The sequence below is a fragment of the Paenibacillus dakarensis genome, from assembly GCF_001373415.1.
Taxonomy (GTDB): Bacteria; Bacillota; Bacilli; order Paenibacillales; family Paenibacillaceae; genus Paenibacillus_AQ; species Paenibacillus_AQ dakarensis.
Genome location: NZ_CDSE01000097.1, coordinates 45,289 through 67,109, shown reverse-complemented (window position 1 = coordinate 67,109; position 21,821 = coordinate 45,289). Strand labels below are relative to the sequence as shown.

The 21,821-nt window shown below is 38.2% G+C and carries 26 protein-coding genes; 24 read left to right on the top strand and 2 right to left on the bottom strand.

Annotation, left to right across the window (positions count from 1 at the left end; genetic code table 11):
- Positions 1–134 precede the first annotated feature (134 nt).
- From BN1234_RS20675 to BN1234_RS20660, 4 genes are all read left to right on the top strand, one after another.
- Positions 135–806 carry a hypothetical protein gene (locus BN1234_RS20675; RefSeq protein ID WP_054958527.1) on the top strand — a complete coding sequence of 224 codons (672 nt, stop codon included), beginning with the start codon at positions 135–137 and terminating at the stop codon, positions 804–806.
- 308 nt (positions 807–1,114) lie between these two features.
- Positions 1,115–1,774: an NHL repeat-containing protein gene (locus BN1234_RS20670; protein WP_054958526.1), complete on the top strand. Its 660-nt coding sequence runs from the start codon at positions 1,115–1,117 to the stop codon at positions 1,772–1,774.
- A 152-nt stretch (positions 1,775–1,926) separates the two neighbouring features.
- Positions 1,927–2,637, top strand: coding sequence for an SDR family NAD(P)-dependent oxidoreductase (locus tag BN1234_RS20665; RefSeq protein WP_054958525.1), 711 nt, complete (start codon positions 1,927–1,929; stop codon positions 2,635–2,637).
- A 238-nt stretch (positions 2,638–2,875) separates the two neighbouring features.
- Positions 2,876–3,403, top strand: coding sequence for an NUDIX hydrolase (locus BN1234_RS20660; RefSeq protein ID WP_054958524.1), 528 nt, complete (start codon positions 2,876–2,878; stop codon positions 3,401–3,403).
- 178 nt (positions 3,404–3,581) lie between these two features.
- On the opposite strand, the gene BN1234_RS20655 is transcribed toward BN1234_RS20660, so the two are convergent.
- The gene (locus BN1234_RS20655) at positions 3,582–3,809 is read right to left on the bottom strand and encodes a DUF2188 domain-containing protein (protein WP_054958523.1); all 228 of its coding nucleotides are present in this window, start codon (positions 3,807–3,809) and stop codon (positions 3,582–3,584) included.
- Positions 3,810–4,087: 278 nt separating this feature from the next.
- On the opposite strand from BN1234_RS20655, the gene BN1234_RS20650 reads away from it, so the two are divergent.
- From BN1234_RS20650 to BN1234_RS20565, 18 genes are all read left to right on the top strand, one after another.
- On the top strand, positions 4,088–4,504 hold the full coding sequence (locus BN1234_RS20650) for an NUDIX hydrolase (RefSeq protein ID WP_054958585.1): 417 nt from the start codon (positions 4,088–4,090) through the stop codon (positions 4,502–4,504).
- Between the two features lie 270 nt (positions 4,505–4,774).
- Positions 4,775–5,347 carry a YdcF family protein gene (locus tag BN1234_RS20645; protein WP_054958522.1) on the top strand — a complete coding sequence of 191 codons (573 nt, stop codon included), beginning with the start codon at positions 4,775–4,777 and terminating at the stop codon, positions 5,345–5,347.
- Positions 5,348–5,577: 230 nt separating this feature from the next.
- A complete protein-coding gene (locus tag BN1234_RS20640; RefSeq protein WP_054958521.1) occupies positions 5,578–6,141 on the top strand; it encodes a 2'-5' RNA ligase family protein in 564 nt (187 codons plus the stop codon).
- Between the two features lie 113 nt (positions 6,142–6,254).
- The gene (locus tag BN1234_RS20635; protein WP_054958520.1) at positions 6,255–6,704 is read left to right on the top strand and encodes a DUF4362 domain-containing protein; all 450 of its coding nucleotides are present in this window, start codon (positions 6,255–6,257) and stop codon (positions 6,702–6,704) included.
- 183 nt (positions 6,705–6,887) lie between these two features.
- Positions 6,888–7,169: a hypothetical protein gene (locus BN1234_RS20630; RefSeq protein ID WP_054958519.1), complete on the top strand. Its 282-nt coding sequence runs from the start codon at positions 6,888–6,890 to the stop codon at positions 7,167–7,169.
- An 89-nt stretch (positions 7,170–7,258) separates the two neighbouring features.
- Complete coding sequence (locus BN1234_RS20625) at positions 7,259–8,032, top strand: sugar phosphate isomerase/epimerase family protein (RefSeq protein WP_054958518.1); 774 nt, start codon at positions 7,259–7,261, stop codon at positions 8,030–8,032.
- Between the two features lie 15 nt (positions 8,033–8,047).
- Positions 8,048–8,560: a DUF6886 family protein gene (locus BN1234_RS20620; RefSeq protein ID WP_054958517.1), complete on the top strand. Its 513-nt coding sequence runs from the start codon at positions 8,048–8,050 to the stop codon at positions 8,558–8,560.
- 441 nt (positions 8,561–9,001) lie between these two features.
- Positions 9,002–9,634 carry a zinc dependent phospholipase C family protein gene (locus tag BN1234_RS20615; RefSeq protein ID WP_054958516.1) on the top strand — a complete coding sequence of 211 codons (633 nt, stop codon included), beginning with the start codon at positions 9,002–9,004 and terminating at the stop codon, positions 9,632–9,634.
- Between the two features lie 232 nt (positions 9,635–9,866).
- Complete coding sequence (locus tag BN1234_RS20610) at positions 9,867–10,676, top strand: class I SAM-dependent methyltransferase (protein ID WP_170308096.1); 810 nt, start codon at positions 9,867–9,869, stop codon at positions 10,674–10,676.
- Positions 10,677–10,983: 307 nt separating this feature from the next.
- Positions 10,984–13,230, top strand: a complete 2,247-nt coding sequence (locus BN1234_RS20605) for a dockerin type I domain-containing protein (protein ID WP_054958514.1) — start codon at positions 10,984–10,986, stop codon at positions 13,228–13,230.
- A gap of 128 nt (positions 13,231–13,358) precedes the next feature.
- The gene (locus BN1234_RS20600; protein ID WP_054958513.1) at positions 13,359–13,790 is read left to right on the top strand and encodes an NUDIX hydrolase; all 432 of its coding nucleotides are present in this window, start codon (positions 13,359–13,361) and stop codon (positions 13,788–13,790) included.
- A 39-nt stretch (positions 13,791–13,829) separates the two neighbouring features.
- A complete protein-coding gene (locus BN1234_RS20595; protein ID WP_054958512.1) occupies positions 13,830–14,051 on the top strand; it encodes a hypothetical protein in 222 nt (73 codons plus the stop codon).
- A gap of 540 nt (positions 14,052–14,591) precedes the next feature.
- Complete coding sequence (locus tag BN1234_RS20585; protein WP_054958510.1) at positions 14,592–15,383, top strand: class I SAM-dependent methyltransferase; 792 nt, start codon at positions 14,592–14,594, stop codon at positions 15,381–15,383.
- Between the two features lie 43 nt (positions 15,384–15,426).
- Entirely contained in the window at positions 15,427–15,747 is a 321-nt protein-coding gene (locus BN1234_RS22875) for an alpha/beta hydrolase (RefSeq protein ID WP_245640241.1), read from the top strand.
- 54 nt (positions 15,748–15,801) lie between these two features.
- Entirely contained in the window at positions 15,802–16,209 is a 408-nt protein-coding gene (locus BN1234_RS22870) for an alpha/beta hydrolase family protein (RefSeq protein WP_245640240.1), read from the top strand.
- Between the two features lie 59 nt (positions 16,210–16,268).
- Positions 16,269–17,084 carry a transglutaminase domain-containing protein gene (locus BN1234_RS20575; protein ID WP_054958509.1) on the top strand — a complete coding sequence of 272 codons (816 nt, stop codon included), beginning with the start codon at positions 16,269–16,271 and terminating at the stop codon, positions 17,082–17,084.
- Between the two features lie 92 nt (positions 17,085–17,176).
- Entirely contained in the window at positions 17,177–17,941 is a 765-nt protein-coding gene (locus BN1234_RS20570; protein ID WP_054958508.1) for a Nif3-like dinuclear metal center hexameric protein, read from the top strand.
- An 84-nt stretch (positions 17,942–18,025) separates the two neighbouring features.
- The gene (locus BN1234_RS20565) at positions 18,026–18,493 is read left to right on the top strand and encodes an NUDIX domain-containing protein (protein WP_054958507.1); all 468 of its coding nucleotides are present in this window, start codon (positions 18,026–18,028) and stop codon (positions 18,491–18,493) included.
- Positions 18,494–18,711: 218 nt separating this feature from the next.
- On the opposite strand, the gene BN1234_RS20560 is transcribed toward BN1234_RS20565, so the two are convergent.
- A complete protein-coding gene (locus BN1234_RS20560; RefSeq protein WP_054958506.1) occupies positions 18,712–19,251 on the bottom strand; it encodes an NADPH-dependent FMN reductase in 540 nt (179 codons plus the stop codon).
- Between the two features lie 285 nt (positions 19,252–19,536).
- Here BN1234_RS20560 and sstT point away from each other — a divergent pair, with 285 nt between their 5' ends.
- Together sstT and BN1234_RS20550 are read left to right on the top strand one after the other, a co-directional pair.
- Entirely contained in the window at positions 19,537–20,754 is a 1,218-nt protein-coding gene (gene sstT / locus BN1234_RS20555; RefSeq protein WP_054958505.1) for a serine/threonine transporter SstT, read from the top strand.
- A 224-nt stretch (positions 20,755–20,978) separates the two neighbouring features.
- Positions 20,979–21,491 carry a hypothetical protein gene (locus BN1234_RS20550; protein WP_156337289.1) on the top strand — a complete coding sequence of 171 codons (513 nt, stop codon included), beginning with the start codon at positions 20,979–20,981 and terminating at the stop codon, positions 21,489–21,491.
- The last annotated feature ends 330 nt before the right edge of the window (positions 21,492–21,821 follow it).

Here is a 21,821-nt window from a genome sequence, read left to right as displayed (position 1 = left end):
CTTGAAAGGTTGCTTTTTTGTATATTTTTGGAGATTTAATTGTGATACGCTTGTTCATATGTAAAAATAATCCTTATGCATTCCGCTGATGAGTTTATTGGTGGGCTGTAGGGCTAAGAAAAAAGGTGGGTCGAATGATTAAGTTGATTATAAGCTTGACCATATCACTGCTGCTTCTGACAAGTTATGAATATTCGGAGCGAGGAATCACTCAAGAGGGGAACGCGGATATAGGGATTAATGAACAGTTACAAGCTACTTCAGTTTCTTCACGTGCGTTCGGGAACGCAAAAGTCGGCAAATTAGAAGTTGTATCAAGATCTGAAGAAAAAATTCATACACTAGGTGCGCCAAGTTGTGACGGTCTGGAAGATGACTATAGCATAACCGCGAACTATGATGTCTTATTTAAAACCGGGACTCATGATCTGAAAATACAAGAGCTGAACAATATTGAAGTGATCCAGCCTAATAAAGAAACGATAGAGATGGAGAAGTTGATTTTAGGGGAGACTGAATTATTTTATTTTATGCCCAGGTATACCGATTGTCATGGGTTGGAGTTTTATCTATATGGCATAGACGGTGATAAGGCCTATCCGATTACGTTTGCACTTAACCATCGGTCTCTAGATAAATTTCATGTTTCTCCGATTGACAGGCCCAACATCATAGAAGATCGACTTGTCTTTAGGGGAGGCTATGGAGCCGGGATGGATACCGTGTCTAAGTATTACTTCCGATTTGACCAGAAGAAACATCAGATGATATTAGAAAAAGAGCTGCAGGTGAGGCCTGGGCTATAGTGGCAAGGAGTTAAATAGGTGTTGAGCGAGGTATTAGCAACCGTGAAAGGTTGCTTTTTTTATACATTAAAGCGATGACAAAAAGAACGGAAGGACGCATTCCTGAGCAGGACTTCAATCTTGGAAAGAAAATCTTGAGGGAATGAGTCCTGTGAGTGAACGATTATATTATATAGTAGGCATGTAAGATTATGGTATGATGAGAACGGACAGGGTATTCAAGAACTTCGTAGATTTGTTTGTAGTGAGGGATTTTCGGAGTTCGTGGATGATATGTTAAGTGAAACTCTTTATTCGTGGAGGTAAGTATGGAGTTTATTCATAGAGGGTGGGCATTAATTGCAGATGGAGATAACATTCTATTCCACGATAGTGGCGAAAGAGAAGAATTACAAGAATATTACATATATGATGGAACCTTAAAGAAATTAAATGAACAGGAATATTTTCAGAAGAAATACGGCAAAGCATCCGAGAAGATAATGAATATTTATGGAACTAAGATGACAGATTCGCTCCATGATTTAGATGGTAATATTTATATTAATTTTTATCAAGACGGATATTTCAAGAAGTTTGATAGTATAGGAAATCTTATTAGAGTGTATGAGGATAATTTTGATACCATTTATGATATAGAGGTTCAAGAGAAAACTATTTGGGTAGCTTATCCAACAGCAAATATAATTAAGAGATATAACTTGGATAGTTTCAATGAGGAATTTTCACTAGGGGATAGGATGGATGAATCAATCCTTTGTTTACCAGAAAGCCTAATGATTTATGACAACCATTTGTATATCTGTGATACGGGGAATAACAGAATTAGAAAACTTAATTTAACTAACTTAAACATTGATGAATACATGACTTTTGATGAACCAGTATGGGAGTATGTAAGAACTCAAAATAAAGAATATGTTAGGCTACAATCAGGGATCTATTCAGTGAAGACGAGCATCGCATAACATTATGGTGACGCTTTGGGGGACAAGACCCTCGCCCTCGATCCCGGAAGTATTCGCTTAAGTCGATGGGACGTCATGAACAAGGGAACGTTTTATGAAATCCTCAAAAAAACGAAAACATTAGAAAACTTCTCAGAAGTGGTGGTGAGCCAATGAATGTGCTAGTTACAGGTGCAGGTAAAGGACTAGGATTGGAGTTGTGCAAGCAATTTAATGATGCTGGACATGTAATATTTCCCCTTGTTCGATCCGAAGAAAGTGCTCGATTAATAAGTAGAGAAATAACTGATAAATGCTATCCTATTATTACTGACTTAAATAATGATGAGTCAATCCCTCTAATTGAAAAGGTATTAACTTCATATACAGATAGACTGGATATTTTAATTAATAATGCTGGTATAGCTTCGCAACGACCCGACTTTACATTGAATCAAATTACAACAGGTAATATTTCAAAACTGTTCAATATTCATTGTTTAGGTGCAGTACGATGTGTCTTGGCTTCCCAATCCTTTTTACTTAAATCTTCAAAGCCATTAATTCTGAATATTTCATCCAGATTGGGCTCTCTGGAACGAATAGCAAATGATTATTATGGAGCGGAAGAACTATCTTATGGATACAGAATAGCAAAGGCCTCACAAAATATGTTTACGTCATGCTTAAACCATGAGTTATCACAGAAAGGGATAGCCACTTTCGCTATTCATCCAGGGAAGTTTAGAAGTACAACTAGTCACGGGCAAGGTGAATGGAAAGCTAAAGATGCAGCAAGAAACATAATTAAATGGATCGATACAATCCCCATAGGGGAGTCAGGTAAATTCATATTTCCAAATTATGAGGAGATACCTTGGTAGTTATTCAAAGTGGCTGAATACTTCCTATAACATTATACTCGCGCTGTGCAGCTAACGTCGCTTGGTCTGCCCAAGGCAAATTAGAAGAAGCGGAAACGGGCAGACAACCCTGCACAACCTAACTGAGTCGCGGCCGCTCCCTTCGGTGCTTAAGGCAGTGGGGGTTCGTGAATACAGAAACGTTTTATGAAAGAGTTGCATTACTATAAAAACATAAATTCATGGGAGACAAGACCGAATGGATACGCCTAATATTAAAGAATTCCCCACACTGTCGCATAGCATTGATTGGGGGATTGTAAAAGCTGATTTTACTTTTACGAATACTGTTGAAGAGGCATTAATAAGCAATGTAAGTATAATACCTTGTGTTGGAAACAAGTATGTTATATTTCAAATCGATAATGGTATGTGGGAACTTCCAGGGGGAACATTAGAACCTGGAGAAGGATATATGGATGCTTTAAGACGTGAAGTGATGGAAGAACTCGGTGGGGAATTGATTACATATGAAGTGATTGGACAATTTGATTGTGAATCAAGTGCAGAAAAACCGTATAAGCCTCATATTCCTCATCCTAAATTCGTAAGAATCGTAGGATATGGTGAAGTTAACCTTGTAGGTAAACCATTAAATCCCGTGGATGGAGAACAAGTAATATCTGTAGAAACAGTGGATATTGAAGAAGCTATTAATAGATTTGAAGAGATTGATAGACATGATATAGCGGAGTTATATAAACTAGTGGATTTAATAAGGAATTAAACAACTTCTCAGTAATTCGAAGAGGGCAAGTCCATCGGATAACTATCCATATGATGAAACATATCAATAGATGATGAAACTGAAATATAAAAAGAAGGCAATGTGTTAGGGTCTCCAGCGTTTGTTGAGTATATAATTTAAATTGAAAAATGCACCCTATAATAGGTGCATTTAATTTTTATCCTTTTGGAGGATAAGGGTCATGGCCATAGCTGTTAGACTCGGAGATTTTCCCGTCTTTATTATGAATTACATGTTCAGTTGTGTCTTTGATGGCTTTTTCTCTACCTAGTTTTTGCGCTTCGGCTTTTGTATCAGCGTGACTAATAACTTTGCCCTCTTGTTTGTTGTTCCATCCACCATCACGGTCAGGGACGGTGTGAACCGAAGGTTTCTTATCTGACATGCTATCATCTCCTTTAAATCTATATATGTTACTTTAAACAGAATTGAAGGTAATTACAGCACTTGAGCTTTAAAGCACCCATAGCGAAAATGCTGCTGGGAATTCTAGATCGTGATGAAGAAACCCGTGAGAATCGTTTACGTGAAAGAAATTGGAGATCGTGCTAATTGAGCAGCTTAGGGTAAATGTACATCGTGAATACGGAAACGTTAAAGGAAATCAGACAAAACATATTAAAACCACATAAGATTAGAAAATCCATTTACTGGGGGGTTCCTATGCAAGGGTACAACGTTCTAATGATTTATAACAAAGGTATGGATCAATTGCTTATGTGTAAACGATTAAAGAATCCTTATAAGGGATTGAGTAATCTAGTTGGTGGAAAAATCGAAGATGGTGAATCAGGTATTCATGCTGCTTATCGGGAGTTGCTAGAGGAAACCGGAATCACAGATCAGGACATCATATTACATCATTTGATGGACTTTAAGTATTACATTCAGAATTGCTATGTTGAAGTTTATGCTGGAAGACTACAGCAAGAAGTAATAATTTCGGGGGATGAAAATGAACTATATTGGTCTGATCTAAATAAGGATTTTTTTGATATGTCTTTATTTGCTGGCGAAGGGAACATAGGACATATGATTGAACAAGTGAAGATGAGTAAGGACCTGTTACTCACTAATTAACAGAAGTAAATACAAAATAATTTTGCAAGTTATTCGGAGAAGACACTGACATCATTTAATAAAGTGCTAACGCATCTTCAGACAAGCTCCCTAGGTCCCTGAAGTTTAATCTGAGAAGTGTTTGCCGGGACACACCCGCTTCATCTAACCGCATTGCAGCCGCTCACATTCGTTCGCTTAAGGTGGTGGGACGTCGTAAACACGGAAACGTTATTCGAAATCAGCGAAAAGTTTAAAAATTAAAACCAAAGGCACAGGAGAGGAATCAAATTGCCGTATCCATTTGACTGTATCGGTGAATTTATGTTTTTTGAAACAGACTTGCAACATTCTGATGTTATTTTGATCCCGGGTGCTAGTCATCCTCAATTAATGGAGAGAGCTGCAATCTTGTACCATCAAGGATTTGCTCCATTTATCCTACCTTCTGGTGGTCCAACTCAGCATGTGGAAGAAACTGAATGGAAATTCTTAAAAGATATTGGAGTATCATTAGGAATTCCGCCGGAAGTAATTCTTAAAGAAGATCAGGCTACAAATACATTTGAGAATGCGCGCCTCTCGTTAGACATTTTGCAGCAAAAAGGGCTATCCCCTAAGAGGGTTATCCTTGTCTGTAAAAACTACCATGCACGAAGAGCGCTTTTAACTTATCGGTTTATTTTCCCACCAGAGACGATTTTTTACGTAAGTCCTGTGATTGATAAGACAGGAGTAAATAAAGAAAATTGGTTTCACGATGAGAATAAAATTAATTATGTAATGAATGAGTTGGAGAAAGTAGGTAAATATTTTAGGAAGGCGATTTATCAAATCGGAAGAATTAAACCAGATACGAAATAAACCTATTAATTAACTCAATAAAGTCAGTGACATCCTATAATATCATATCTACGCTTCGGGCTGTATTTGCCCTTGGCTCGCAAGATGTGAGAAGCGAAGAAGTGGGTTCAGCTTACAACCTTGCGAGGCTAAGTCCTCCGGACCCGGCGCGTTCGCGCCTTAAGCCTCTCGGGTTCGTAGATATATAAACGTTAGACGAAATCCCTTAACAAAATGAAAAGGAGTAAAACATGAAAACGTATGCGATCGAAATATTCTTCAACAAGGAATTTGATTTATATGTTCGTGAGTTGTGGAAACTCTGTCATGAGAAAAATCTGTCTTCCTTTATGAATTCGGTTCAAGGAACTGAACCACATATAGCTTTAGCGTTATATGGAGATATAGAACAATTAAATTTGGTAGAAAAGTTTAGGGAGTTTACACAGTATGATTTAAATGAATTTGAATTACATTTTGACGCGGTTGCAATTTTCCCACAATCAATGGTTACCTACTTGCAACCCAATTCGACAAGAGAATTTACGGGTTTGATGACTAAAATCCATAAATTTTTTCAGGAATTTGAAGAATATTGCAATCCATACTATGCTCCGGGGCGATGGTTCCCTCATACTTCGATCGGTAAAAATAATTCCTTGGAAGAAGGATTAAAAACTATTAATTATATTATAGGACGATTTAAACCCCAGATTGCTCGAGCCACAAGATTAGTGTTAGTTGAGATTGATAAAGGTGAGAATAATATTTCCTGCAGGAATCTTCTAACTAAGGAATTGAAGAAAACCACATAAGAATTCGTAAAATAAAGCTTCGAATACGGGGGAATTATCTAACACCGCATTCACGATTCGGGACATTCGATCCTGAAACGTTAGCTGAAATTAGCGGAAAGGAAAAAGCAATTATGAGTAATAGATTATTGAACTATATATTACTTACCATAATTCTTGTTCTAATTATTGTATTGATCATTACAAATAAAGATCGAAGTGGAAAAGAAGAATCAAGGAATGAATTTTTCTTGGTCAACTTTGATAATAAAGATTTTAAACGATTAGAAGAGCTGGCTAATAGGTTCAAAGAAGGAAAGGGAGATAACTTGATGTTAATTCCTCCAATAATTGATGGAGGGTATTGGATACATGACGTAATGTCAAACGGCAGTGAAATATACTGGGCGGTGGATAATTCAAGAGATGGAATGAGCTCTAATAGGGGAAAGGCGGAATACATTTGTAAAGCAATAGATATTAGGGAATCGGAAGATCATTATACTTTTGAACTTAGTAAGTGCAATAACTTTAAAGAAGATGAGAAGTTGGGAATGGTTTCTTTCTTAAAGGAAAGATTATAAGAATTTTGATTGTGCTTCGAGGAAGTTGTTTGCATCAGTTAACAGTGTTTATTCGCATAGGCAGACACGCTTGCACCGACTAACCAAATCGCGGTCGCCCCTACGGGGCATATGGTGGTGGAAGCCGTGAATACGAGAAGCGTTAAGTGAAACCCGAAATACTAAAATCTAAAGGAGAATATTATGAAGAATCTGAACTTTATTATCACCGGATTAATTATGGTGATTCTTTTTTTAGGTTATCAAGTCATTGACTTAAAGCAGGAAATAACATCAATCAGAAATGTACAACAACCTCAAATTCATTTTCCAGATGGATTTGCAGTTTATGGGCAATCAAGTTCAGGAATAAATAGTGATGGATTTTGGCTTTATAAGGATGATGAGAAAATACTATATCTTTTTAAATATGATCCAACGACAAACGAAATATCCAAAATTCAAAGGAACCTTTATGATCAATAACGCAGGGTGATTTCACTTGATTACAATTAAAAACGATTAAACATCAAGAATAGAGAAAATTGTTGTAAGGATAAAAAAGGAGTGTTTATATGATTAGTATCTATGATTGGTTCGGATATGAACTGCCTATTGAAGAACGTTATCGTTTGATTAAGCAAGCAGGTTTTGATGGGGTGATGATGTGGTGGAGTGAAGGATTTGGCCGTGGAGAATATCGAAACGGAGCACGATTTGCACGAGAAGTGGGACTTACGATTGAAAACATTCATGCCCCCATCGAAAATCAAAATGATCTTTGGTTAGCTAATTTGGCGGGTGAAGCTTTGGTCAATTGCTATCAGGAATGTATTGAAGACTGTTCGAATCTAGAAATACCAACAATGGTCATACATCTTCCGGATGAAGAACATATACATAACCCCTTTGCTATGGATAGATTTAAATACATTGTGGACAGAGCGGAACAGCGAGGAGTTAACATTGCTTTAGAGAACTTATGGAATTTAGCAAACTTGACACACGTATTGAACGAAGTGGATTCGCCGCAAGTCGGTTTTTGTTACGATGTAAGTCACCACTATCGATATTATCCAGAATGTGATTTATTGTCCTTATACGGTGAACGATTAAAAGCTATGCACCTGCATGATAATAACGGAAGCTACGCTCAACACGGATTGCCTTTTGATGGCACGCTTGATTGGGCCGTAATTATGCAAAAAATAGTAGAGGCTGATTATTCAGGACCCATCTCAATTGAAGCCATGAACTGGGATTATCTTAATCTGTCAGTTGAAGAGTTTCTAGTAAAAGCATATAAACAAGCAAAAAAGTTAGAACAAATAAAGTTGAAATACATATAAAAATGAGGTGTTTAAATGCTTTATCATTACAGCGAAGATGCTAGTATAGAAATCTTTGTTCCAAAAGAAAAACAGAATCGATCTGATTTTCCAGCAGTAGTGTGGGCAATTGATGAGGAACATGAATTCACATATTATTTTCCGAGAGATTGTCCTCGAATTATTTGTACAAAAACAGAAGATATCAGCGATAAGAACATTGATTTATTTTTCAATAACACTAATGCTGACATTATTGTTACTGTAGAGAGTGAATGGTATACACGAATTATTGAACAAACATTATTTAAATACCATTTTAAAGATGATGGTTTTGAACTATTTGACAAGACAGCTGGGTACTATATCTCTTATCAAGTAGTGAAACCGATTGTTATAGAGAAAGTCGATAAATTGATAGAGAGACTTATAAGTAAAGGAATTGAATTAAGATTTACTTCTAATCTATATCCACTTAGAGAAGCAATTTTAACATCAGATTTTAAGGATTTTGGGATACATAGATTTAATAATGCAAAAAAACTATAGTAGATACATCGATTAATAAACATCATATAACTTCATGTTATGGCGCTAAAGTGGCATCGTTCTGTCTGCCCGAGGATTTTAAGGAAGCTGATGCAGGCAGTATTAAATAAAGATGATGTTGTATTAGTTAAGGGATCAAGAGGTCTAAAATTAGAGGATGTATGTAATTCCCTGAAAGAAGGATGGAATTTTACTCCTCGATTGCGATCCGAATTTTAAGCTAACGGGGAACGAGTATGCATTTGCCGAGACTCTTATGAGAGCCTTAGAGCAGTCGCTCTAAGGCTCTCAACGTCGTGAATGCCATAATGTTATCGGAAATTCTTGAGATTAATATTAAATAATAAAGATCGAATACATACAAACTGAGAAGATTTTATTGAAGAAAAGAAATTCAGCTAAACCAATCATGTGCTTTTAGTGTGCCGGGGAGGGATTCAATTGGGTTCAAGAATTATGCACTACTGCATTTCATCGCTTTTGGCAAATAAACTTGACATAAGTAATAGGAACGAATTTATGCTTGGAGGTATTGCGCCTGATATACATGGACTTATGGGTGTTCCAAAAGGAGTTACACATTTTAAAGATATAGATGCGGATGGGAAGAGTCATATAAACTATATGCGATTCTACAACATGTATAAAGATGTCATTAAAGAGCAGCCATTTTACCTTGGTTACTTGTGTCATTTGATATCTGATGTTGCCTATTTGGATACATATTTTAAGATAGTACCAAGATCGGTACCCGACAGCAAATGGAAGGAGAAGCTTCAAACATCATATCGTGATTTTCAAAGATTAAATGGAAGAATTATTAAAGAATACTCTTTGACGCTTCATGAGCATGTCTTGCCTTCTATCAACATTCAAGGTTATAACGCAGATTTTATACCTGCATTACTCGATGAGATGCGCAAGGATTTTCAAATTGATGAGGGTCTTATGAATGAGACTTTGGAGCTTTTTAAGGATGACAAAAGTGAGATTACTGATTATATTAACAAATCTGTTGAACAGTGCTTGGAGTTCGTATCTACTGTAGGAATAGATTCTTATACAAACGGGTGACATAAGTTTATTAGATAAAGGTGTTAATTACAGATAACAACATATTCAAACTATCCAACTTAACCCCTGGGTCCCGGAACCACAGAGCAAGGAAGCGATTGCCGGGGCAACCCTGTACTTCCTAACCACGTTAGTCAGCCCTTTCGGACCTTAAGAGAATGATGATTGGTAAATACAATTGCATTTAAAAAATCAGTGCAAATAAATTAAGCGAAAAACTGCATATCTAGGGGTGATTGATATCGAAAATTTAGAGAATGTACGACAGTTTTATGATCAAACCGTTAACTATGAATGGGATCGATTGGAACGGCATAAAGTGGAGTTCGAACTAACAAAGCGATACATTAAACGTTATTTGAAACCTAATGACAGAGTATTGGATCTAGGCGGTGGACCAGGACGATATTCTCTGTTTCTTTCGGAACTTGGTTGTGATGTAACATTAGCAGATCTTTCACACAATAATGTTACTTATGCGATGAATAAAGCTCAAAAACTTGGATTGCCATTAGAAGGCTTGATAGTCGATAGTCGTGACCTTTCTAGTATTGGGGACGAACAATATGATCATGTTCTTTGTATGGGGCCGATGTATCATCTCTTAAATGAAAAGGACAGGATAAAGACAGTAAAGGAATGCCTTAAGAAATTAAAACAGAATGGAACTTATTTTGTGGCATTTGTATCTTCCTATTCTTTCGTTTGGGATTACTTAATACAGAATCCGGCATTGATATTAGATAAAAAAAGAAAATCTGATCTAGAATTTATGATAAATGATCAGAATTTTGCCGGGCATGGGTGGTCAGACAATTATTTTATCCGACCTCATGATATTCTTCCTTTTTTTGAAAAATTCGAGCTTGAAAAGTTACATTTAATAAACTGTGAGAGTTTCTTATACATGCGCGAAGCAGAGCTGCTTAACCAACCACTTGATGTGGTATCAGCATGGTTGGATTTAGCAGAACAAGTATGTGAACGCGAAGATTTTCTTAGCCTTGCTGAGCACCTCATGTACATTGGAAGAAAAAAATAGGTTTCTTTTCTCTTAGTGGCAGATCTTGCAGATAACGTTTACAAGCAACTTACAATTATTTGGGGAATTGAAGCGCACATGTAATGAGAGGCCTGAAGAGTATCAGATCATCGGTGTTATCATTTTCCCCTTCCCGCATAATTTCCACACGGGTTGGCTGCTGTCTAGGAAGGGCAGTAAGAGCCGCATCTGGGAGGCGAAGTGGAAAATTATAAAATAAATGAAAACGCTTAATTTACATTTATATGGTAGTTATATAGCATTTAAGCTGAATTTCAAATCCCATTAGTGAAAGGTGAGATGATTAATGAATTTTGGCCAGCTCAGACTGGACATGCTCAAGAAAATGATGGTGGTCACCCTGTCGCTTATGCTGACCCTCACGATGCTTCCGCTGGCACCTCAGACAGCTGCTGCTGCAGACGGATCCGGAAGCATTAACAAGGTATTTGGCGATCCTGAAACACTGGCAGCGCCTATTCAACAGATCGCTGTTTTTGACAGCGCTTACGGAACAGAAGACGGCAAGGACGTAATGTACACGACTGTAAACGGAGATCCTGCGAAGTTTAATGTCATTGATTTGAACAACAAGCAAATGCTGCGCTCCTTTTCCCTGCCGGGCGCTGTGAACGCCTGGTCGCACATCGTTGCGCCGGACGGTACGGTATACATAGGGGGCGGCGACAAGCTGTTCCAATACTCCCCGGTCAGCAAGGAACTGATAGACCTTGGGAAAGCGTTGTCCAGTGAATCCTCGATCTGGGCTTTGACTGTGGATGAGCAGGGCAATGTGTACGGCGGCACTTTTCCAAGCGGCAAAGTTTTTCAGTATAACCCTGTTACCGGTTTATTTAAGGACTACGGCTCCATGGTTGCGGGACAGCAGTATGTAAGATCTATTGATTACAAGGACGGTATTGTGTATGCGGGTGTAGGCTCGACCGGACATATTATTCGTCTGAATCCGCAGACTGGAGAGAAATCCGAGCTGCCGATCCGTGACGTTCCTGGAGTAACCGAGCTTCCGTTCGTTTACGGACTGGATATCCGGGGCGATTATATGTTTGCCTACCTGAGCGGTGGCGGCATTGCCTCCCTTATTGTTTATGATATGGTGCAGAACGAGTGGCTGGATGAGATTTATACCGGCTACGGTGGACTGCATATTTCACCAGAGCATCAGGGACACGTTTATTTTGTGCAAAATAAGAAGATTATGGCGTTTGACCTGGCAACGGCTCAGGTAACCGATACAGGCATGAGCTACGGCTCGGGGCTGAGAAGCTCGGGCTGGGTTACCGAACAGGGCGATGCGGACTTCCCGGGCAAGTCGCTAGTGACGATTCAGTACGGAGGGCTCGTATCCTATTTCAATCCCCAGACCGGTAAAACCAAGGCGGTTCCGGTCGGTGTTGAAGGCCAGCCAACCCAGATTCATGCGCTTGAAATGGGGCCGGACGGTGCTATGTACATGAGCGGATACACCGCAGCGATCGCTTCCAAGTACGACCCGGCTAACGGAAGCATTATGACCTTCCCGATGGGGCAGGCGGAATCTATTGGCCAGTTGAATGAGAAGCTGTATTTTGGCGTATACGCCGGCGGCGAGATCCGGGAATTTGACACCACCAAACCTGTGACGGCTGGTCAGAATCCGAAAAATCTGTTCAAATTGGGAGAGAATCAGGATCGGCCATATGTAAGCACAACGGGCGACGGCAAGATTTTCTTTGGATCCATTCCGGATTACGGCCATTTGGGCGGTGCTCTTACGGTGTATGACCCGGCTGCCGGAACGAATTCATTCAAGGTATACCGGAATGTGGTTCAGGACCAGAGTGTTGTTGGACTCGCATATAAGGATGGAAAAATTTACGGCTCCACCACTGTCCGCGGCGGACTCGGCATTGACTCGACAGCGACCGAGGCCAAAATGTTCATCTGGGACGTGGAAAAAGAGCAGAAAATCGCCGAATTCACCCCGAACATTCCAGGTGCCGTGAAAGCGCCGATTATGATCAGCGGCCTTACGTTTGATGCTTCAGGTAAACTATGGGCGGCTGCGGACGGAATACTGTTCTCCATCGATATGGAAGAGCAAAAAGTGATCGACAGCAAAGTGATTTATCCGAATGTTACTGATTACGGCATGTGGCGTCCAATTCATATCCGTGTCGGTGCAGACGGTCTCTTGTATACCGACCTGTACGGCAAGATTACGATTTTGGACCCGGTAACGCTGGATCACAAGGCACTTGATATTTCCACACAGCTGATGACGCTTGGCCGCGATGGGCATATTTACTACGCTGAAGGTGCTAAACTCAAACGCATCAAGGTCAGCGACGGGCCGGTTACTTCTCCAGAGGAGCCATTATTCGGTGATGTAAACGGCGACAATGTTGTTGACATCCAGGATAAAGTCCTGATCTCCAGACATCTGAATAAGGATGCAAAAGAATATAAGCAGTATGATCTGAACAAGGACGGGAAAATCTCTAGTGCTGATGTTCTCATCATTAATCGAATTTTAAAGGAACAAAAAAAATAACGGGATTCGAAGAGGGACGCTCCGGTAAATGGAGGGTCCCTTTTTTTAGTTGCCAGAGTGAAAAAATTACGATATATATCTTGTAACATAGCAAGATGATTCTAAAAAAAATGAAAAGGAGCACTATTATGTCTTCTAAATTGATTGGTGCCGCTTCAATTATCTTTGATTCTGAAGAAAGAATACTGTTAGTCAAACACAGTTATGGAAGAAATAATTGGGATCTCCCTGGAGGTAAAGCAGAATTAAATGAATCAGCAGAAGAGACTGCAGCTAGAGAGGCATTAGAAGAGATTGGAGTACAAATTACTGTCGGTGAGATATCAGGTATTTATTACGATCCGATATACGATATGCATCATTTTGTATTTCTTGCTCGAATAGAACAAGGTTTAATACCAACCCCAAGTTCGCCGGAAATATTAGAATGTGGATTTTTCAGTATACATGATTTGCCTAAACCTATGAGTGACTTTACATATAATCGCATTCTTGACGCCCTAAACAATAATAGGAAGAAGCAATTTCATGAAATTGGACCAAGGAAGTGGATTGAATAAAGTTATACATTTAACAATATACAAAAGTGGGGAAAACTGATGAATACTTTTACATTAAGCGCCGCTAAAGAATATGCTCTGGCCAATGATATAGAAACGTGGGTGCATTTATTTTTAAATGGAGAAGGCGACAATATAGTCATGTCAGAGGGCTTAAAAAAGAAAAATCGATATTGGGTAGGACCTATTGAAATTGACATAAAACATTTTGGAGCGAATAGTTGGGCCAGAGGAAGATTTGGAATATGTAGAAGATATTAAATGGTGGAACTATAACATTGATCAAATATGCAATAGATTAGAGTCTGGGTGGGATATGCCGCCATTAATTGCAGAAATTAAAAACGGTAATTTTAGATTACATGACGGTAATCATCGGCTCGGTGCATTACAGAAGTTAAACAGGGAAAAATATTATCTTATTATCTGGAACGATCATTCATATGAAAACATTATAAATCATTTAAAGGATTGTGGTATTGATATGACCACCATTTGAAAAAATAAAACTACTAAAAGAAAAAGGCTTCTTATAAATACATGTTGGATATTATAATGATGCCATGGCATCCGATAACATGGTTTTTACGCAAGAGGAGTATCGCCCTTAGGATGTCAGATGTATAATCACGGAATAAGCTCAGACAACAACGCCACAGCCTAAGATAACTGCTATCTGAGGTTGGGGCGTTTTAATTTTCATTAAAGAAAGTGAGCTTTTTGATTTGGGGTTGGCACATGAATATCTAAGTTAATTTAATGAAAGTAAATAAGGGAAGGAATTTAATGGAGGTTTTTAAAATGGGTAAGGAATCCCTAATAAAGGATGCTTGGAATGAGTGGTCGGATACGGATTTTGCTAAATATCGTTCTGATGAAAGAATTTCAAGGTTAATAGCACATCCCGAATCTGCATTTCATCATACAACGTATTCGATGATTAAAGATGTTTATCCAAATTTAGAGGGCAAGAAAATATGTGTACCTTCTAGTGGCGATAACCACGCTGTTTTTGCATTCTATTTAATGGGAGCAGACGTAACATCGGTCGATATTTCGGAACGACAATTAGAAAATGCTGCATCAATAGCTGCTAAAAATGGGTGGGATATTCAATTTATTTGCGATGATACTATGGCTTTAAATCAAATAAAGAGCAATGAATATGATTTTGTATATACCTCAAATGGCGTTCATGTATGGATCAATGATTTAAATGCCATGTATCAAAATATACATAGAATTCTTAAAGACAATGGTGCTTATATCATGTATGAGGTTCATCCTTTTACTCGTCCATTCGGGAACGACACTACGAAATTAACTGTATTTAAGCCATACGATTCTCTTGGTCCTTTTGGAGAGATTCCAACGTTTACATGGCGTATGCAAGATATAATAAATGCGATTGTTTCATCAGAAATGAATATAAAACATATTGAAGAAATGTATGCAGAGCACAATACCTTTTGGTTTGAGGTAAGTGGCGAAAGAGAAAAGATGTCACCAGAAGAAGTAGAAAAGCTATATCAATGGCAGTACAATCCAATGGCTGCATTTCCTCAATGGTTATCAATTTACGCAGTCAAATGATTTTAGGGATGTTGTTCATAGGAGGCAGAGGGGGAGTATCTAAATGAGAGCGATTGAATTTGAATATCCAGTAAGAGAACTGGATTATAAGATTGTTGAGTCGCGGAAACTTAAGCTGTATGTATTTGAACCGGAAATTCGAGAAGAAAAGAGAGCAGCGATTCTCTTTTTTAATGGAGGCAGCTTCCACAAGGGATCTCTCTCACCATTGCAATTTCAGCATCAAGCTCACTATTTCTCAACCTTAGGAGTTACCGCGATATGTACGGATTATCGAAACAGCTATGATGATGGATTTAGTCCGATTCAAGCAATATGTGATACTAAATCGGCAGTGCGTTGGGTTCGAAAACATGCGGATTAACTAAATATTGATAAAAATAAGATTGTAGTATGTGGAGCATCTGCAGGGGGATATATGGCAATTGCATCACTTATGTTTAAGGATATAGACGATGATATCGATCCGACAGAAGACTATGTTCCCAATGCCTTAATCATGTTCGCAGCTGTAATGGACGGTATCGACATCATGAGAAGGAGGTTTCCTGAACTAATCGATATAGCGGAGGAATTGTCACCATTGCATAATATAAAGTTATGCTTGCCACGAACATTATGGATATGTGGGACGGCAGATGTTGACTATCAACAGAATAAAGAATTCATAAATAAGATGGTTGAAATTGGTAACGACATTACTTTAAAAACATATCAAGACATGGAACATGGTTTCTTCAACTATGGAAAACATGAGAATAGGTATTTTCATGAAACCAAGCTGGAAATAGAGAATTATTTAAGAAGCTTGGGATTAATAGACTAGTGAAATTCTAGGTTATTTTAACGTGGTGGGATATATTTATAACGCTGGAGGGGATAAAGTTGTTCGGTTATATTCCAGAATTCAAAGATCATTATATTAACTTATTGAAATTCACCGAATATAATACTCAACATTGTAATGACTCACTGGAATTCCTGTATGACAAGAACAAAAAAGAGTTAAGTTACATAAGAAATAAATATGAATTAACGAAAGTTGCAGGGAATAGTAGTGATATATCCCAATTATTAAATATAATGGGTTGGTTACATGAGAAAATTAAGCATGATAACGTAGCTCCGCCGAAAATATGTAATGCAATTCATATATTAGATCTTGCGCATGATAAACGCATCAAGATGAACTGTTATGTATTAGCCACCATATTAAATGAAATGCTGTTATCATTAGGGTTCTACTCTCGAAGACTACATTGCCGCTCTTATGATGCATATGACCTGGACAGTCATGTTGTGACCTCCGTATTTCTTGAATCCATGAATAAATGGATTTATTTAGATCCCTCCTGGAACGTATATGTAACCGATGATTCTGGCAATTTGCTTGGCTTACAAGAATTCCGTGAACGGCTTAGAAATAGTCAACCTGTTTGGGTCAATGGAAATCCAGAAGAAACAGACTGGACAAAATTCTATAAAGGTTACATGGCAAAGAATCTATTTTGGTTTATAACTCCCCAGAATAGCACTTTTAATTTTGAAGAGTCAGTAATAAATAAAACCTATTATATTTTACTTCCCGATCACTTTATACCTTTAGAGCTCAATAACACGAAATCTGAAAAAGGAACTAACATAAGAATAACTACTACAAGTCCATATGAATTTTGGAAGTCACCCATTCAAACAGTATAAGGTTTGTAATTCAATGAAGCGGCAACATCCTTATTATTGGTTGTGCGCTCTCGGTCATGCTACATGAAATAATTATTCTGGGGGACACATAGATGATTGTTCAACAATTCAGGTTGCATATTGAAGAGTTATTTGGTCAATTACTCAACGAATTTAATGAATTTGATGAGTATGGTTATTGTAATTTTTCATCAGCTAATTACAAAAAACTAGGCTACGCAACAAACTTAACTCCTGAAATAGTCTTGCAGGCTAGAGATAAGAATGTTGATTTTATTGTTACCCACCATGATGCGTGGGAATTTGTTTATGGAATGAAGGAACGTTGTGTAGAGTTATTAAAAGAACATAATATTGCACACTTTTATATTCATTTGCCATTGGATTATGCTGAATTTGGTACATGTAATTCATTGCTTAGATTATTAGGTGCCAGTACAATAATTCAACAATCTCGTCATGTCGAAGGCCAAAGCACAATAGGAATTGGCGAATTTGATACTCCAATAACAATAGAGAAACTAGTAGATATAGTGAGTGATTTATTAGGTGAAAGGGTCTTTTTTCAACAAAATAACAATAAAGAAATTAAAAGAATCGGTATGGTGACTGGGGCAGGCAATGGAACAAATCAATTGAGGGAAGCTTTGAATAGAAACTGTGATGTTTATATAACGGGCGAAAAGACACTATACACCATTCAATATGCCAAATTTATAAATATGAATATTATTATTGGAAGTCATACATTTACCGAGATTTTCGGAGTAAGATCACTTGCGCACAAGATTCAAGAGAGATTTCAAGACATCGAAGTTTTACAATTAGTCGAAGAACATAACGAAGTAATAGGATAATCATTCAAGTGCTGTTGGTTTTAAAACATGAAGAATCATTATCGGAAACTCCAAAGTGATAAATCTTAAATATGGAGATGGACAATGTATCATATTAGAGTAAGGGCATGTGCGCTAATCATAGAAGAAAATTCGATTTTATTAGTGGAATTCGATGATGAAAATGGACTTCATTATAATCTGCCTACGGGTGGAGCTGAACCAGGCGAATCAATCATTGAAGCAGTAAAACGAGAGGTTCGTGAAGAAACGAATGTGGAAGTTGAAGTTGGTCCCTTGGCTTTTGTTTATGAGTATGCCCCGTATTTAAATGCTTCTATTTATGGAGCAAGACACAGTTTGAGTTTAATGTTTGAATGTAAAATCGTGAATGGTAAGCCATCCTTGCCTAAGAATCCAGATCCTAATCAAACAAATGTCAGATGGATTGAATTAGACAAGTTAGAAGAAATAGTACTTTATCCAAACATTAAAGAACAAATAAAGGACTATGTTAAAAACAAGAGAAATATTGAAATTATTGAAGAATACAATTTGAAAAAACAGAAGTAAATTAGATATACACGGTTCTTTGGTGAGGAACAGAAACAAATATATGTATTCATATTGCATATCAAATTTGACAAAATGCGATGTTCAGGATTCCATTGGTAAACACACCATATTCAATCAAGGTATGCTGCCTTTGGACCGGAAGGATTGCGGTTCGCATTCAAACAAAACAACCAGCCGCCGATTATTATTGGCAACTGGCTGCGACTTTTTAATAATTAGCGAATCGTCTTCAAGGCACCGCTCCAGGCAAGCACCTGGTCAAGCATTCCATTCAGGTTAATGAGATGAAGATCCGCTGGTTTAAAGACAGAGTAATTCTCGAAATCGGTGAACAACGAGAGAGCGGGATGTATGCGCACATCGGCTACGGACAACTCGCCCAGGATTCCACGCAGATGCTCGGCAGCGCGGGCACCACCTACGGAGCCGTAACTCACGATACCAGCAGCTTTATTGTTCCATGGTTCACGCGCATAATCGAGAGCATTCTTCAATGAGCCAGAAATACTGTGGTTGTACTCTTGAACAATAAATACGAAGCCGTCCAAACTTGCCAGTTTGGTATTCCAGGCTGCTGCTTGTTCAGTCGCGTCGGCCTCGCCTAAAAGCGGAAGCTTGTAATCTGCGATATCTACGATTTCGTAGTTCGCATCTCCGCGCTCGTCACCGATCCGTTTAACCCATTCACCTACTTGTGGACTTAAACGGCCTTGACGTGTACTGCCTAAAATAATACCGATATTCAATTTGGACACTGTTCTTACCTCCCGATTATTCTGAATATATTGTGATCATGGTGTGCTTAATATTTTGTATGGACTAATCATACAATAGCAAGTTATATATGTCGAGTAACTAACGAAATGTTTTGGATAAAAATGTATTGAACAACGATTGGATAAAAATCAAGAAGAGTTATGTACATATTTTTACAGTAACACACAAACGGGCGTTTTTATGATACACTTACGCTACTCCACGCTACAGCGTTGAGGTAATAATGTAATGAGTATTCGATATTAACATCGGGGGGGACTATCATGAGAATCGCATTACAGAAGTGGAACCAAATAAGTCTTGTTAAAAGAATCTTCCTGGGAATTGTCTTTGGGGTTATTCTGGCTCTGACCGTTCCCGGTGCATCCGGTATAACGATCTTGGGGTCCTTATTTGTGTCTGCTTTAAAAGCGGTAGCACCCATACTTGTATTACTCCTGGTCATGGCTGCTATATCTAATCACAAACAGGGCAGCCAAACAAATATAAAAAGAATCCTTGTTCTTTATGGCGTCAGTACCTTTCTTGCAGGAGTAATTGCGGTTGGGGCCAGTTTTATTTTTCCAATTCAGTTGTCGCTTGTTACCGGGGCACAAGATGTAACCCCGCCGGAAGGCATTGTAGATGTGCTGAAGAGTTTGTTATTTCAGGTGGTAGATAATCCGGTAAACGCCCTGATCAACGCCAATTTTATCGGTATTTTGGCTTGGTCCATTCTGCTGGGTTTGGCTCTAAGAAATGCCAATGACCATATGAAGAGCTTACTCACTCAAGCCTCGGATGCCATATCGCAAATCGTCAAATGGGTGATCCAATTTGCACCACTTGGAATTATGGGTTTGATCTTTGATTCGATCACGTCTAGTGGACTCTCTTCCTTGCTTGACTATGGCAGCTTAATACTTGTGTTGGTTGGATGCATGCTGTTTACAGCGCTGGCCGTTAATCCGCTCATCGTGTACTTGAATATTCGCAAAAATCCATATCCTCTTGTGCTCCAGTCTTTAAAGGAAAGTGGGATAACTGCATTCTTCACCCGAAGTTCAGCTGCGAACATTCCGGTTAATATGAGACTATGCGAAAAGCTGGGACTGGATAAAGATACATATGCAGTCTCCATTCCCTTAGGTGCCACCATTAACATGGCGGGAGCAGCGATTACCATTTCCACACTTACAATGGCAGCTGTTCACACACTTGGCATTCAGGTCGATTTTGGTACGGCGTTGATTCTCTCCATTCTGTCTGCAGTTTCTGCCATGGGTGCTTCTGGAGTGGCAGGTGGCTCGCTTCTGTTAATTCCATTAGCGTGCAGCTTGTTTGGTATATCAAATGATATCGCCATGCAGGTTGTGGGTGTAGGGTTCATTATAGGCGTGGTGCAGGATTCTTTTGAAACAGCGCTGAATTCTTCTTCGGATGCGCTTTTCACCGCTACTGCAGAGTTCGCCAATAAGAGAAAGGAAGGCAAGTTAGCATAGTAATGAATTTAGATTGCGCCAAGCAATAGTGCGGAATCAGTGTCATGTTTTGGTTGGACATTGATAATGGATTCATCGTGGGTCCCAAATTAAAAAAATATATCCATAATGATAAGGCTTTATATACAAGATATGATCTAAACTTGTTTATAAAGCCTTTATTTAGTTGCAAAAGGATACTCCTTGGTGGGTGGTTATTCAGAGGTGATCTCGAGGAGGTAAAAATGAAGAACAAGCTATTACTGCTTAGTAATATGGCAATTATTTTCATGCTGTTTTTGTTCGGAAATTCCATGACAACAACACCAGGGGCAAGTTCCGGAAATGGCAACCCGGCTATTTTATTACTTATTCCCATTTTTATGTTATTCATCATTTTGATATTACAATGGGTACACCTACTAAAGAATATGATATTTAGTTTAAGGACATTTACAATTCTTCTTATTTCAATTGTCATTCACTTTACAGTGGGGATCTATTATCAAGTTATAATGCACAGTAAGTATAGGGATGTCTTAGCAACAGTATATAAGGAGCGGTTTGGAGTTGTTGATTGGGAGTACATAAATAGTATTACAACGGGGTTTACAATTCATATTAATAACCAGTTTTTCAATTGTAACACATACTTTATGTTGGTAAGTCTATCAATATTCTTCTGGGGATTAAGTAATTTGATAAAGGGCTGGTTCAATAAAAAAACAAGGCAGACAAGTGGCAACGATATGATGTAGCTCAAAGAACTCAACAGCTTCAGAAAACAATGTATACAGACGCAAATCCGGGCAAGCCGATGACTAGTTAAGTACAAATTATGATGGAGATAGGAGGGGAAACCATGAATACAAAATCCTTGGGTTTTTAATTTTTGGTCTTATTCAAGGATCGTTAAAAGATCAAAATTATGATAGATATGAGTTCAAAAGGGCTAATGACAGTAATGTAGTAATATTTGATAAGCAAACGTGTCAATACTGGTGAGAATATATACCAATTAATGAAGGGCTGACGGATTGGACAAAAAAAACTCACCTATTAAAAGATCGGAGAACTTAAAAAGAGAA